Raw genomic sequence first — 14,180 nt, forward strand, 5'->3', positions numbered from 1 at the left:
TTTTCAAGAGGGTGGTCTGCACTACATTCGTTTCTTTGTAATTCGCCTTCGCCGTATTAAGCTTTTCTTGAGCAACTTACCTAAAAAAATCTTCTTTCTCCTTTCAAACTGCGGAACTTGGGCTAGGATTCAAAATAGTTCATATGAACGATTAGCCATCTCTCTATTCCTAGAATTTATCGTAGCCCGATTTCTGATAAAATAATATCAGAAACAGAGTGCTCAAATAGGCGTGTTAGGAATAATGATAAAGAAAAAACTTTTTTGAATTCATGTTTTTATAAACAAATTAAAAATGGGTAAATATATGGGGTGGAGACCGTAAGCAAGAAAACATCTTTGCTATAGGGACAAATATTTCTCTTGACTTACTTTCTTATAGGCGTCCCCTATATCCTCCTATATCCTCCCAAAATTTTGCTTATTTTAAATTTTTAAGCTTCATTCAAATATCATATCTTTAATCCATGAAGGAAACACCGGGGAGCGCTGTGACAGCAATTCCGTCCAATCATCGTCATCTATAGTTTTGCCCGGCGGCAGCAAAAATTCGTAGTATGAATATACAGGCCCGCATGAAACGGCGTAACCCGGTCCATCGGGAATTAAAACATACATAAAAAGAGGCTTCCCGAGCCCGGCTTCGATATTTTGTTTTTGCGTGTTCTCACCCATTAACACAATCTGTGCGAGGGTCTGTTCAGTTTCATAAAATAATGCCTTTTCATGTTTATCGGGAAGTGCTGACAATTCTTTCAATTTGTAACCTATTTTCCAGATTACCCGGTATTCTTCCGCATTAATCGGGTTTTTCGCCTCAATCTCTTTTTCCGCGAGTTTTGCCAGAAACTCGAGCAGTGATATATATTCATTCAGATTATCTTCCGCTTTCTCCGTCAAATACTTATATGGAGCCAGTTTGTTTAGCAGCATTTTTACCGCCTCTTTTTCTGCGCGGTATATTTCCGGGTAAGGGTCTATAAAACCGCGGGTATATTTTATGTCACCCGATTTTATGTTTCCCATTCTGACAGCGCTCTTTATCCCTGCCAATTTGTATCCCGTCATATCAATCCACGCGCCAAGCGATGTAAAATATATTCTTTTATTCCACAAGCTGTCATTAACTCCCAAAGGGCCATTTGATTTAAACGAGGCAAAAATGCCGTCCCAAGTTTTTTTCCTGATTTCCAGGCTTGTCCACCAGTAATTTTCATCCATGCTTTTAATTATTTTAATCATATCCGCATTTGCCTTATTTACCCCGTCAAGGTCAAAAAAATTCTTCATCACTTCCGAAAAATCAACCGGCTCCTTTTGAATAGACAATAAGTATTTATTAAAAAACACCCGCCCGTTAAGGAAAACATATTGTGACGGCAAAGACTTGATGCTGTATTTACGGTAAGTTTTCAATTCAAACAAAAATTTTTCAATCAAACTGTCTTGTTCCAGCTGGATTATTGAAACCGGCCCGCCGAATATTTTAAAACATACATTGTCATAATCATTATAATTATACCTGCCGTCCCGCTGAAAAAATAAAGAATACAACTGGTTAATTTTCGCCCACATATCTTTTGTCTTATCTCTGTTCGTTTTACCCTCGTTAATCGCAAGATAAATCAAAAGCGAGCATCTTGCATTATGCAAAATATTCGAAGATTTCAATTCCCTGCTGATATCCGTTTCAAGAGTGAAGCCTTTCCCGTTAAACCATTCGATTATCTTGTAATATTTTCTTAAATGTTCTGAATCCCTGTAATAACCTCCCGGCGCGTACAGAGAATAATCATCGTTGACCTGGAATACCGGCGATTTGTTTATCCCGCGGGCATTTTTTATAAGCTCAATTTCCGCCGCTACTTTGCTTTTAATCTCCGGGAGCAGGGAAATATTTTCATCATCCAGGGCCAGCGCAACCGCAAAAAAACAAACATTGTCCAGCGCGGCCTTTTTTAACAACGGGTTTTTGATATCTTTATAATATTCTAATGATTTTTGATAAAGGGCCTTTGTTAACAATACTGTATCCGGGTATAAATGCTCTGTTTCAACAAACCATAAATATTTATGGATAATTTTTGAGGTGGTATTAAGGATGGAGTCAATTGTCACATAATTCGGTATTCCATGGTCTAAATTATATTGATATACATCATTAAAATTACCGGCAGGTTCATGCTTGCTTATAATAACAAAACCATTTGTTTTTAAAAAATCTATTTCTTTCTGGCTGAAACGAAAAGATTCTATATGGTCCTTGTTTAATTTTTCAAACCCGTTATCCGCCGCAAAATATCTGCTTAAACCGATCAATAACAGGCATATTACAAAATTTGCAGTTCTCATTATAATAAATCCCTCACATAAATTTACAATTACTTTTCTACTGCAATGAAATAAATATTAAGCGGTTTCAGGTTCTGGCCGGCATATTCCATTGCGGCCTCTTTTGATTCATACTCCCCAAAGAAAACCCTATACCAGACACCCTGTTTTTTCAAATCAATTTTTTTAACATAAGGCTGGAGGCCGACCGCATTTAATTTCTTAATATAGTCCCTCGCAAAATTTTCTTTTCTGAATGACGCTAATTGCAATGTGAAGGGTTTTAATACGGGTTTCTCTTCTTTTTTATTTGCTTTTTCAACCGTTTTTAATTTTTCAGACGGCAATAAGATATTATCATCATTTTTTAAACTTTTGTGGAATGTCAATGTTTCAGGACTTTCTTCTTCATATTTCGGTTTATCTGTCTTTTTTAATTTTTGTTTTTCTGAAGAAAGAAGATCAATTATTGTCTTGTAAGTATAGTTATTTTTCCCGCACCAATACCCTAAACCGAAAAAGATAGATATAATCAGCAGTATATTAATGATTTTCCCAAATAAATTACTGTTTTCTTTAATAGGGCGCTGTTTTTCCATTACATTTTTTCGGGAAGAGAGATTCCCATAAGTTCAAGACCGTTTTCAATGACCTGCCTGACCGATTTTACCAAATACAGCCTTGCCTGCATTTTTTCTTTTTTATCAGGCATAAGCACTTTATGTTTTTTGTAATAGCCATGAAATATACCCGCCAGTTCCTGGAGATATTTCGTTAAATGATGAGGTTCATGCGCCGTGGCGCATTCAGCAATAAGGCCGGGGAAATAAGCGAGCTTTTTTACCAATTCTATTTCAGGCTCCTCCTTTAATTCATTAAAATCAACTTTATAGAGCGGCGCCAATTTTATTCCCTGTGTTTTCATCGACCTTAAAATACTTGATATGCGCGCATACGCGTATTGCACATAATAAACGGGATTTTCCATCGATTCTTTTTTTGCGAGTTCCAAATCAAATTCCAGGTCCCTGTCACAGCTCCTCATTAAAAAGAAATACCTTGAGACATCGCACCCTACTTCATCTATTACTTCTTTTAGGGCAACAAATTCAGCGTCTCTTTTAGACATGGAAACAGGTTCACCATTTCGCAAAAGTGACACCAGTTGTATCAGAATAATGTCCAGTGAATCATACGCGTAACCAAAAGCCTCAACAACAGCTTTCATCCTGTCAACATATCCATGATGGTCGGCACCCCAGATATCAATTAATTTTTTAAAACCTCTTTCATATTTATTCTTGTGGTACGCGATGTCCGCGGCAAGATATGTCGGCCTTTTTTCTTTAGTGATAACAACACGGTCTTTATCATCTCCGAATGCGGTCGATTTAAACCAGAGGGCGCCTTCTTTCTCGTATATATAGCCTTTTTTATTCAGTTCCTCAATCGCGCTTTCCACCTGGCCCGATTCATGGAGAGATTTTTCTTTAAACCAGTTATCAAATTTCACTCCAAACTTTATAAGGTCATTTTTAATGTTTTTTAAAATGTAATTCCCGGTGAATCCGGAAAATTTTAAAAGTTCCGTCTTGCCTGGATTTTCGTCTTTCCCGCGGCGTCTATATTTATCTTTATATTTAGCAAATAACCCCTTTGCTATATCTTTTATGTAATCACCTTTGTAACCATTGTCGGGAAATTTTATTTCTTCCCCGCAAAGCTCCTGGTATCTTATCCATGACGAAAGCCCCAGTAATTCCATCTGGTTACCGGCGTCATTTATGTAAAATTCCCTTGAGACATTAAAACCCGCGAAAGACAGGATATTTGCCAATACATCACCGACTACGGCCCCGCGGCCATGCCCGACATGCAAAGGCCCCGTGGGGTTAGCGCTTACAAACTCCACCATTATTTTTTCATTTACTCCCATACCGGAAGAACCGTATTTCTTTTTCTTCTTTATAACCTCCGGTATTATTTCAAAAAGCCAGGAATCATGAAGATAAAAATTAATAAACCCGGGGCCTGCTATTTCTTTCTTTTTTATCCATGAACAACCAGGGTCGAAATATTTCAGGAGTGACTCGGCTATAATGCGGGGGGGGAGCCTCAACTGCTTGGACAACTGCATCGCGATATTGGCCGCAAAATCGCCGTGTGCCTTGTCCTTCGGGGATTCTAAAATTATATGGGGGACCGCTGTCAAATTTAAATTTTCTTCTGAAATATATTTATCGACAGCGTCTCTTATTTTCTGGACGAGGTCTTTTTTAATTTTTTCGCGCATCACTATTCCTTTACAGCTTCATACCAAAGCCTTTCAAGGTTAAAATATTTTCTGACTTTTTCTTCAAACAGATGGATAACAATGTCTCCAAAGTCGAGTAAAATCCATTTTGAATCAGGTTTTCCCTCGCGGTGATGATGTGTCTTTCCGTCTTCATCAAGTTTAATTATTATTTCATCCGCAATCGCGTTTAACTGCCTTTCTGTTTCTCCGCTCGCGATTACAAAATAATCAGTAAAAGAAAAACCTTTCATGTCAAGAGTAACAACATCATAGCCTTTTTTGCCTTCAATTATTTTTTTTATTTTTGAGACATAATACTCTGTTGAATCTTTTTTCGGGCGCGCCAATTTTACCTCCTTAGTTCTTTTACAGCCGCATTCCAAAAAGAAATTGTTTTTGGATGAAGCAACAGTCTTTTCTTCAACACGTAAAATATTTTGTTTTCAATAACCATTATAACCGCCTGGTCAAAGTCATCAAACGCGATGCTCCTTATTTCATCTACCATACGGTAGTCACGGTTATCTTCAATATGGTCAGCCACAAAAATTATTTTATCGAAAATACTCATATTGTTCCTGCCCGTTGTATGATATTTAACCGCGCTCAGGATACTTTTATCTCTTATCCCCAGCTCATTTTCTATAACCGCCGCGCCGACAAAACCATGCAGTAAATATGTATTTTTCAATTCAAAATCACCCGCTTCAATATTATATTTTTCAGTTAAATCCAAAAGCTTTTCTTCAGAAAATCCTTTTGCCCAGTCATGAAGGAGCGAAGCTATTTCAACTTTATTTATGTCAATTCTTAAGGATGGTTTATTTTTGACTAGATTTTCAGCCAGACGGACCGCCATCCGGCTTGTGGCCTTTGAATGTGTGAATAATTCCCTGTCCTGAATCTTCCGGAGTTTACCTAATATTGTATCTATACTGAGACCCATTATTTTTAAAGCCTTCCTTTTTCTTTTCTGATAGTTTCCCTGATATTTTCAAATGAAGTCCCTCCAAAAGACTTTTTACTGTCAACCGATTGGATTAAGGTAACATGTTCATAAATATCATCTTTAAACAAGCTGCTGAATGATTGGAACACTTTAAAATCCAGGTCTAAAAACCTTATTTTTTTATCAATGCAATAACGGACAATTCCAGAAGTTATTTTGTGCGCGTCCCTGAACGGCAGGCCTTTTTTGACTAGATAATCGGCTATTTCCGTAGCTTCAAGAAATCCAAATGACGCTGCCTGGATCATTTTTTTCTCATTAAATTTTATTTTTGGAAGCATCGCGGTATAAACTTCAAGACAATTTTTTAAAGTATCAACTGAATCAAAAACAGCCTCTTTATCTTCCTGCAAATCCCTGTTATAGGTCATCGGCAGGGATTTCATTATTGAAAGCATTGAAAGCAAATTCCCGTAAACTCTTCCGGTTTTCCCCCGGACAAGTTCACAAACATCCGGGTTTTTCTTTTGAGGCATTATACTGCTTCCGGTTGTAAATTCATCATCAATCTCAATAAACCCAAATTCCTGGCTTGACCACAAAATTAATTCCTCGCTTAACCTGCTGAGGTGCATTATTAAAAGAGACGCGTTAAACAGATATTCAATGGCAAAATCCCGGTCTGAAACCGCGTCCATGCTGTTTTCGGCTATTTTAGGGAAATCAAGAAGTTTCGCTGTCAAACTTCTGTCAATCGGGAATGTTGTCCCCGCTAAAGCCGCGGAACCCAGCGGCAGGATATTTATTCTTGCAAGATTTTCCGAAAGTCTTTCCCTGTCCCGTTTGAACATGAAAAAATACGCCAGTAAATGATGGGCAAGCGATACGGGCTGGGCGTGCTGCAGGTGCGTGTATCCCGGCATTATCAGGTCAACATTTTTTTCAGCGATATTCAATAAAATGCTTTGCAGTTTTTTAATCTGCAAAATCTGCAATTTTACTTCATCACGTAAAAACAGCCGTAAATCCAATATGACCTGGTCATTCCTGCTCCTTGCCGTGTGAAGTTTACCGGCTGCCGGGCCTATTTTATCTTTCAGCCGCGATTCAACATTAAAATGGATGTCCTCCATGTCTTTCCTGAAATTAAATTTTCCTTCTGCTATTTCTTTCCCGATTTCCTCCAATCCTTTGATTATTTTGCCGGCATCGTCTTTTGAAATTACTTTGCATTTTGCAAGCATCGTGACATGCGCGATACTCCCTGCAATATCATATTTTGCAAGCCTTTTATCAAAAGATACTGATTCAAGAAAATCCCTGGTCAAATTATTTATTTCCTTTTGAAACCTTTTACTTCGCAAAATATCAGCCATTATTTTTGTCCCTCATCCCTGTAATCTTACCGGGAAGCCCGAAGAGCTTAACAAACCCTTCAGAAGCCCTGTGGTCAAAAAGGTCACCCTGTTCATAAGTTGCTAAATCTTTTTTATACAATGAATACAAAGACTTGCGTCCAATAACTTCACAATTTCCCTTATATAATCTTAACCGGACGGTCCCTGTGACATATTTCTGTGTCTTCTTCATAAATTCACCAAGCGCCTCACGCAGCGGAGTAAACCACTGTCCAAAATAAATGAGTTCGCTGTATTTTGTTACCAGCTGGTCTTTAAAATGAAGCAATTCCCTGTCCAGGGTCAAACTTTCAAGCGCCCTGTGGCTTATATTTATAATCATGGCGCCGGGTGCCTCATAAATCTCCCGTGATTTAATTCCAACAAGACGGTTTTCAACCATATCCGTCCGGCCAATCCCGTGTTCCCCGCCCGTTAAGTTTAATTTTTCAATCAAATCAGCTAACCGGTATTTTTTATTGTTTATTTTTACGGGCATTCCGGAATCAAAATCTATCTCGATTTCCAACGGTTTACTGGAAGCTTCCCGGGGGGATTTCGTCATCTGATAGGCGTTCTCAGGCGGGGCCTTCCACGGGTCTTCCAGGAGGCCGCATTCAATACTTACTCCCCAGATATTTTTGTCAATACTGTACGGGGATTTTTTTGTCGCTTTTACTGGAATTTTATGTTTTTTGGCATATTCCATCTCTTCCTCGCGTGACTTCATTTCCCAATCCCGGAGCGGGGCGAGGATTTTTAACCGGGGCGCAAGATTCATCACAGCCAGTTCCAAACGGACCTGGTCATTCCCTTTCCCTGTACAGCCGTGAGCAACAGCATCCGCCTTTTCTTTTAACGCGATATTAACCAGGTGTTTTGCGATCAACGGCCGGCTCAGGGCCGTAGCCATAAAATAATTGCCTTCATATACCGCATTGGCATACACCGCGGGCAAAATGTAATCCTCCGCAAATTCTTTTTTCAGGTCTTCTATATATATCCTGCTCGCGCCCGTCTGTATCGCCTTTTTCTTTAACGGTCCAAGGTCCTCTCCCTGTCCGATATCGGCAGAAAAAGCGATTATCTCACATTTATATTTGTTTTTTAACCAATGAACAATAACCGAGGTGTCCAGGCCCCCGGAGTACGCGACAACGATCTTCTTTATCATATTTTTTTATCCCCCATCAATGTCAAAAGAACTGCCTTTTGCAGATGAAGCCTGTTTTCCGCCTGGTCCCATACAATTGAATTCGGACTGTCCAATACTTCACTTGTAATCTCAACCTCCCTGTGCGCCGGAAGGCAATGCATAATCACGCAATCTTTTTTAGCAAGCGAGACTAAATTCCTGTTTATCTGGAACCCTTTGAACTTCTCAATCTTTTTGTTTTCTGAACCTTCCTGGCCCATACTCACCCATACATCCGTATAGATACAATCGGCATTTTTCGCGGCCTCTTGAGGCAAATCAGTCAGAAGTATTTTTGCCCCATTTTTATCTGCTTCACAACTTACCTCGCATAAAATGTCCTTGTCGGGCTCAAATCCCCCGGGTACCGCCACCCACATCTCAACACCCAATTTCGCAGAGCCCTGCATCAGAGAATGACAAACATTATTACCGTCGCCTATATACGCAAATTTAATTTTTTTGAGGTCCTTTCCATGCTCGATCAGGGTAAAATAATCCGCCAGTGCCTGGCAAGGATGATATTTGTCCGTTAACCCGTTAATAACAGGAATACTGGATTCCCCCGCTAAAATTTCCACTTCCCCGTGGGAAAATGTCCGGATGACAAGGCCGTCCAGATAACGCGATAATACTTTGGCCGTGTCCGCCAGTGTTTCTCCTCTTTTAAGCTGGACTTCTTCAGAACGGAGGAAAATTGTGTCTCCCCCCAGCTGGTTCATCGCAACATCAAAAGAAACACGCGTTCTTGTTGAAGGTTTTGAAAAAAGCAAACCCAATGTTTTTCCGCTTAAATCATGATTATATTTTTTCCTGTTTTTTTTAATTTTAAAAGCCAGATCAAAGAGGCCGTTTATCTCTTTCGTGCTTAAATCTTTTAAATTAATTAAATCTTTCTTCATTGTTTTATCTCCGAAAACACCTCATCTAGTATTTTTACAGCTGCATCAATTTCTTCTTTTGTAATAATCAAGGGCGGAACAAACCTCAGGACATTATTTTTTAAACAATTAATAATCAAACCTCTTTCAAGGCATTTCTGGACTACATCCTGGCCGTCGGCAGTCAATTCCACTCCGATTAATAAACCTTTCCCTTTTATTTTTGCGATAAATTTATATTTATTTTTTAAGCCTGATAATTTTTCCTGAAAATAAATCCCACTGGATATTACTTTTTCAATTATATTTTCTTTATAGATTGTCTTTAAAACCGTTAACGCCGCCTGGGTAACAAGAGGATTTCCCCCGAATGTTGAAGCGTGATGGCCGGGTTTAAACGTTTCAGCGATTTTCTTCCTGGCAATCATGGCCCCTATGGGCAGGCCGTTAGCCAGCGCTTTAGCTAAAGTAATAATGTCAGGTTCTAAACCATAATGCTGGTAAGCGAATAACTTTCCTGTCCGCCCCATACCTGTTTGTATTTCATCAACAATCAAAATCATCTTTTCTTTTTTTACTATCTCCCGGACTCCCTGCCAGAACGAAACATCCGCCTCGTTTATGCCTCCTTCCGCCTGAATTATTTCGGTCATGATGGCGCATGTCGAAGGTTTCACAGCCGCTTTTAGCGCCGGAAGATTACCGAAAGGAATAGTCACAAATCCCGGCATTAAAGGTTCAAAACCCTCCTGATATTTTTTTTGCCCTGTAGCCGTAACTGTGGCAAGTGTCCTCCCGTGAAAAGAATTATCAAATGTAATAATTTCATACCTGTCCGGGGAAAATCTTGTTTTACTGTAAAGCCGTGTCAATTTAATCGCCGCTTCGTTTGCCTCGGCCCCGCTGTTGCAAAAAAAACATTTGCCCCTGAAACTATTCTTAATCAACAATTTCGCGAGATCAACCATCGGTTCGGTATAATATAAATTTGAGGTATGAATTAATCTCCTGGCCTGCCTGTTTATCGCCTTTACCACCCGGGGATGCGCGTACCCCAGGGCGTTTACCGCCAATCCCGCTACAAGGTCCAGGTACTTTTTTCCTTCGCTGTCCCAAAGATAACACCCCTCGCCTTTTTCAAAAACAACAGGAAACCTTTTATAAGTCTGGCAAATATATTTTTCTTCCTGTTTGATTATTTTATCTTTTATCCGAAGGATACCGCCATTTTGACTTTTGACTTTTAACTTTTGACTTTTCATTTTACTATCTCCGTTCCCACACCCTTGTCCGTCATAATTTCCAATAAAATGGAATGCTCGATTTTTCCGTCAATAATATGCACTTTTTTAACACCCGCGTTTAAAGCCTTTAAACCGGCGCCGATTTTCGGCATCATTCCGCCCTGTATCACACCGGACTTGATTAATTTTTTTATTTTGGCCTGGTCCAGGTGAGGAATTAAATTCCCCTCTTTATCCAGGACACCCGGTGTATCTGTCAAAAGTATCAGTTTCTCCGCTCCAAGGGCGGCCGCGATTTCACCCGCCGCAAGATCAGCGTTTATATTATAAGTAAAACCGTCTTCCCCCATCCCTACAGATGAAATTACCGGTATAAAACCCTTTTCGTCCAAAAGATTTATAACTTCAGGGTTTATTTTTTTTACCTCACCTAAAAAATCGCCGGCAGGCGGCTTTTTATTTTTAAGTTTTTTCGCGACAATAAGGTTCCCGTCCTTGCCGCTTAACCCCACAGCGTTCCCGCCGTGATTATTGATAATCCCGACAAGCTCCTTATTTATCGTTCCCGAAAGGACCATTTCAACGATTTTTACAGTCTCTGAGTCCGTCACCCTCTGGCCGTTGACAAATTCAGGCTGTTTGCCGAGTTTAATCATCAATTCCGATATTTCTTTTCCTCCCCCATGGATTACCACGGGACTTATACCTACATATTTCATTAAAATTATGTCCAGGCAAACAAGTTTTTTCAGTTCTTTGTTTGTCATCGCGCTCCCGCCGTATTTAATCACAATCGTTTTACCGTAAAACTTCTTGATATATGGCAGCGCCTCCATCAAAATATTTGCTTTTTCTATTAATTCTTTCACCCAGCCCCTCCTTTCTATCAAAATAAATTTCTTAGTTTCTAAAACAGCAAATTATATCCAACCGTCCGTTAAATTCAAATTTTAGGAAGGGCGGGGTTCATAAATTCTCCTCTTGCCTTTTCTCTTCAAACCCGACTTTCCATTTTCGCTTCAATTCTTCATTTCTTACTATCTCATCCGGATCGAGCATTTTTTTCACATAATTTTTGTCAATGATTATTTTATTCATCTTCATATCCGGCGCCTCAAAGGATATTGTTTCCAGCAATTTTTCCATGAGAGCGTATAATCTTCTTGCGCCGATATCTTCGGTTTTCTCATTCAGCTCCATTGCCACGGACGCAATCTTTTCTATGCTGTCTTTTTTAAAACTCACTTCAATATTTTCTGTCTTCAGCAATTCGATATACTGTTTTATCAGGGCGTTCTTGGGTTCTGTCAAAATACGAAGAAAATCTTCTTTTGAAAGCGAATTCAATTTAACCCTGAGCGGAAACCTCCCCTGGAGTTCCGGTATAAGGTCCGACGGTTTACTCACATTAAATGCCCCGGCGGCAATAAAAAGTATATGGTCTGTTTTTACCATACCGTATTTTGTCGCGACCGTCGAACCCTCAATTATCGGCAGTAAATCACGCTGGACGCCTTCCCTTGAAACATCCGGGCCCCTGCCCGCCTCACGGCCCGCGATTTTATCTATCTCGTCGAGAAAAATAATCCCTGTATCTTCAACACGTTTCAGCGCTTCTAAAATAACTTCATCCATATCTATAAGTTTATGGACCTCCTCCTGAAATAAAAATTTTCTTGCGTTCGCCACATTCATCCGGCGTTTTTTGGATTTTTTCGGGAAAAGGTTACCCAGGGCGCTGTGAATCTGCATACCGACTTCTTCAATACCCGATGATGAGAAAATTTCTATCATCGGCATAAGGGAATCCTTCGCGTCGATTTCAATTTCCCTTTCTTCCAATTCACCTGTTTTTAAAATATTCCTCAGCTTTTCCCTTGTCCGCGCGTTCCTCTCTTCTTTTTCAGTGACTGTCAGGCCCTCTTTGGGAAAATTCGGTTCATCTTTTGTTTTTTCCATCGGCAAAATAATATCAAGCAGCCTTTCTTCAACCATTTCTTCGGCGTGTTTCCGGACTTCCTCCGTCTTCTCATCACGGACCATTTTAACCGATATATCGGCAAGGTCCCTGACCATTGATTCCACATCCCTGCCCACATACCCCACTTCGGTGAATTTGGAAGCTTCGATTTTTAAAAAAGGCGCCTTAACCAATCTGGCAAGCCTTCTCGCTATCTCTGTCTTCCCCACGCCTGTGGGCCCTACCATAATAATGTTTTTCGGCGTAACCTCATCTTTTAAATCAGGCGGGAGGTTTTGCCTCCTCCAGCGGTTTCTCAAGGCAACAGCCACTGACATTTTGGCCTTGGTCTGCCCGATTATATATTTATCTAATTCCGCCACAATTTCTTTTGGTGTTAAAGATTCCATTTTTTCTCCTGTTAAACTATTTCGCCCGCTAATGTGTGAGGCCCGGTTTTTACTATTTTTATAGCAACTTCCTGTCCGATTAAACCACCGTTCCCGCTGAAAACAACCGGTTTTCCTGTCCTTGTTTTGCCGAACAATTTTTGTTTTTCATTTTTACAAACGCCTTCAATCAAAACACTTGTTATTTTGTTTAAAAGTTTTTCATTCACGCGTCTCGATATATTTTCCTGCATGTCAATTATATCTTTCAACCTTTTTTTCTTAACAGTTTCCGTAATAGAGTCTTCCAATTCCAATGCCTTCGTATTAGGCCTTTTTGAATACATAAAACTAAAGGCTGAATCAAATTCAGTTTTTCTCATATAGTTTAATGTATCTTCAAAATCCTTTTCAGTTTCACCGGGAAAACCTATAATAATATCGGTAGTGACCGACGCGTACGGTCTCAATTTTCTTATATAATCAATCTTTTTATCATATTCCGCTATGGTATACCCGCGGTTCATAAGTTTTAAAACCCGGTCAGAAGCCGACTGGAGGGGCAGATGATAATGCTCGCACACCTTTGAGCATTCATTAATAGTCTGAATATCTCCCTCGCTTAGATCCCGGGGGTGCGATGTCAAGAACCTTATTCTCTTTAACCCCTCAATTTTATTCAACTCCTCCAAGAGGTCCCTGAATTTTTTACCATTGTCGTAATACGAATTAACATTCTGGCCCAGGAGAGTAATCTCTTTTATTCCGTTTTTCACGGCATCCCCGGCTTCTTTCATCACAGAGCCAAACGGTCGGTTTTTTTCCGCGCCCCTTGTAAACGGTACAATACAATAGGAACAGTAATTACTGCATCCCCTGCTTATCGGAATAAACCCTGTAATCTTTCCGTTTTTTAGCCATGGAATATTTTCATTTATGATTTTATTTTCCACGTCCCATTCCGTGTCATAAACCCGTTTTCGTTTTTTTATGATATCTTCAAGAAGAGATGGAATTTTTAATAATGTCTCAGTCCCGAAAACAAGGTCGAGCCCCGGAAATTTTTTTAAAAGTTCTTTGCTCTTTTCCTGCCCTATGCACCCGCCAAACGCAATAATTTTACCAGGATTGTTTTTTTTATGGCTCCGGAAGTTATTCAAATGCTGATACGCCGTTTCCTCGGCTTTTTTCCTGACACTGCACGTATTCATTATAATAATATCCGCGTCCTTATAATTACCCGCGGGATTAAACCCTTTCCGGGACAGCAATACCCTTAATTTCCCGGAATCCGCCTCGTTCATCTGGCACCCGAAGGTTTCAATAAAAAATTGCAGATTATTATTATTTGCAGTTGTCATAAAAAATACATTTTATCATAAAACAGGCTTATTTTCAAAATTTAATTTAAATAACTTGAGTTTGGCAAATTTAAGCTGCCAATTTTAAAATATTTGGCAAAACCATAAGTGAATCATGAGAAAAAGAATCTCTAAAATGAAAAACTTTTTGCCTGAAAGTTTTATGTTTTTCATTAT

General features: G+C 39.5%; 13 protein-coding genes. 1 reads left to right on the plus strand and 12 read right to left on the minus strand.

The annotated features are described in order from the left end of the window. Positions 1–205: hypothetical protein (locus AB1498_13290; GenBank protein ID MEW6089265.1), on the plus strand; the 205-nt coding region annotated here is incomplete at its 5' end. Between the two features lie 236 nt (positions 206–441). On the opposite strand, the gene AB1498_13295 is transcribed toward AB1498_13290, so the two are convergent. The 12 genes from AB1498_13295 to miaB all read right to left on the minus strand — a co-directional run bounded on the left by AB1498_13295 (position 442) and on the right by miaB (position 14,003). After that, on the minus strand, positions 442–2,352 hold the full coding sequence (locus AB1498_13295) for a DUF3160 domain-containing protein (GenBank protein MEW6089266.1): 1,911 nt from the start codon (positions 2,350–2,352) through the stop codon (positions 442–444). Between the two features lie 29 nt (positions 2,353–2,381). Then, complete coding sequence (locus AB1498_13300; GenBank protein MEW6089267.1) at positions 2,382–2,930, minus strand: SPOR domain-containing protein; 549 nt, start codon at positions 2,928–2,930, stop codon at positions 2,382–2,384. After that, positions 2,930–4,624 carry an arginine--tRNA ligase gene (gene argS / locus AB1498_13305; GenBank protein ID MEW6089268.1) on the minus strand — a complete coding sequence of 565 codons (1,695 nt, stop codon included), beginning with the start codon at positions 4,622–4,624 and terminating at the stop codon, positions 2,930–2,932. The genes AB1498_13300 and argS overlap by 1 nt, the downstream gene beginning before the upstream one ends. A gap of 2 nt (positions 4,625–4,626) precedes the next feature. Continuing rightward, positions 4,627–4,974, minus strand: coding sequence for a ribosome silencing factor (rsfS, locus tag AB1498_13310; GenBank protein ID MEW6089269.1), 348 nt, complete (start codon positions 4,972–4,974; stop codon positions 4,627–4,629). A gap of 2 nt (positions 4,975–4,976) precedes the next feature. Then, positions 4,977–5,573, minus strand: coding sequence for a bis(5'-nucleosyl)-tetraphosphatase (symmetrical) YqeK (yqeK, locus tag AB1498_13315; GenBank protein MEW6089270.1), 597 nt, complete (start codon positions 5,571–5,573; stop codon positions 4,977–4,979). A 5-nt stretch (positions 5,574–5,578) separates the two neighbouring features. Then, the gene (argH, locus tag AB1498_13320) at positions 5,579–6,952 is read right to left on the minus strand and encodes an argininosuccinate lyase (protein ID MEW6089271.1); all 1,374 of its coding nucleotides are present in this window, start codon (positions 6,950–6,952) and stop codon (positions 5,579–5,581) included. Next, on the minus strand, positions 6,945–8,147 hold the full coding sequence (locus tag AB1498_13325; protein MEW6089272.1) for an argininosuccinate synthase: 1,203 nt from the start codon (positions 8,145–8,147) through the stop codon (positions 6,945–6,947). The genes argH and AB1498_13325 overlap by 8 nt, the downstream gene beginning before the upstream one ends. Next, complete coding sequence (gene argF, locus AB1498_13330; protein MEW6089273.1) at positions 8,144–9,070, minus strand: ornithine carbamoyltransferase; 927 nt, start codon at positions 9,068–9,070, stop codon at positions 8,144–8,146. Before argF ends, AB1498_13325 begins: the two co-directional genes overlap by 4 nt. Then, positions 9,067–10,311 (minus strand): aspartate aminotransferase family protein, encoded by a 1,245-nt coding sequence (locus AB1498_13335; GenBank protein MEW6089274.1) that lies wholly within the window; start codon positions 10,309–10,311, stop codon positions 9,067–9,069. The genes argF and AB1498_13335 overlap by 4 nt, the downstream gene beginning before the upstream one ends. Next, positions 10,308–11,162: an acetylglutamate kinase gene (gene argB / locus AB1498_13340; protein MEW6089275.1), complete on the minus strand. Its 855-nt coding sequence runs from the start codon at positions 11,160–11,162 to the stop codon at positions 10,308–10,310. The genes AB1498_13335 and argB overlap by 4 nt, the downstream gene beginning before the upstream one ends. A gap of 97 nt (positions 11,163–11,259) precedes the next feature. Beyond that, complete coding sequence (hslU, locus tag AB1498_13345; GenBank protein MEW6089276.1) at positions 11,260–12,663, minus strand: ATP-dependent protease ATPase subunit HslU; 1,404 nt, start codon at positions 12,661–12,663, stop codon at positions 11,260–11,262. Positions 12,664–12,674: 11 nt separating this feature from the next. Beyond that, positions 12,675–14,003: a tRNA (N6-isopentenyl adenosine(37)-C2)-methylthiotransferase MiaB gene (gene miaB / locus AB1498_13350; protein ID MEW6089277.1), complete on the minus strand. Its 1,329-nt coding sequence runs from the start codon at positions 14,001–14,003 to the stop codon at positions 12,675–12,677. Positions 14,004–14,180: the final 177 nt, after the last annotated feature.

It is taken from the genome of bacterium (assembly GCA_040754625.1).
Classification (GTDB): domain Bacteria; phylum JACRDZ01; class JAQUKH01; order JAQUKH01; family JAQUKH01; genus JAQUKH01.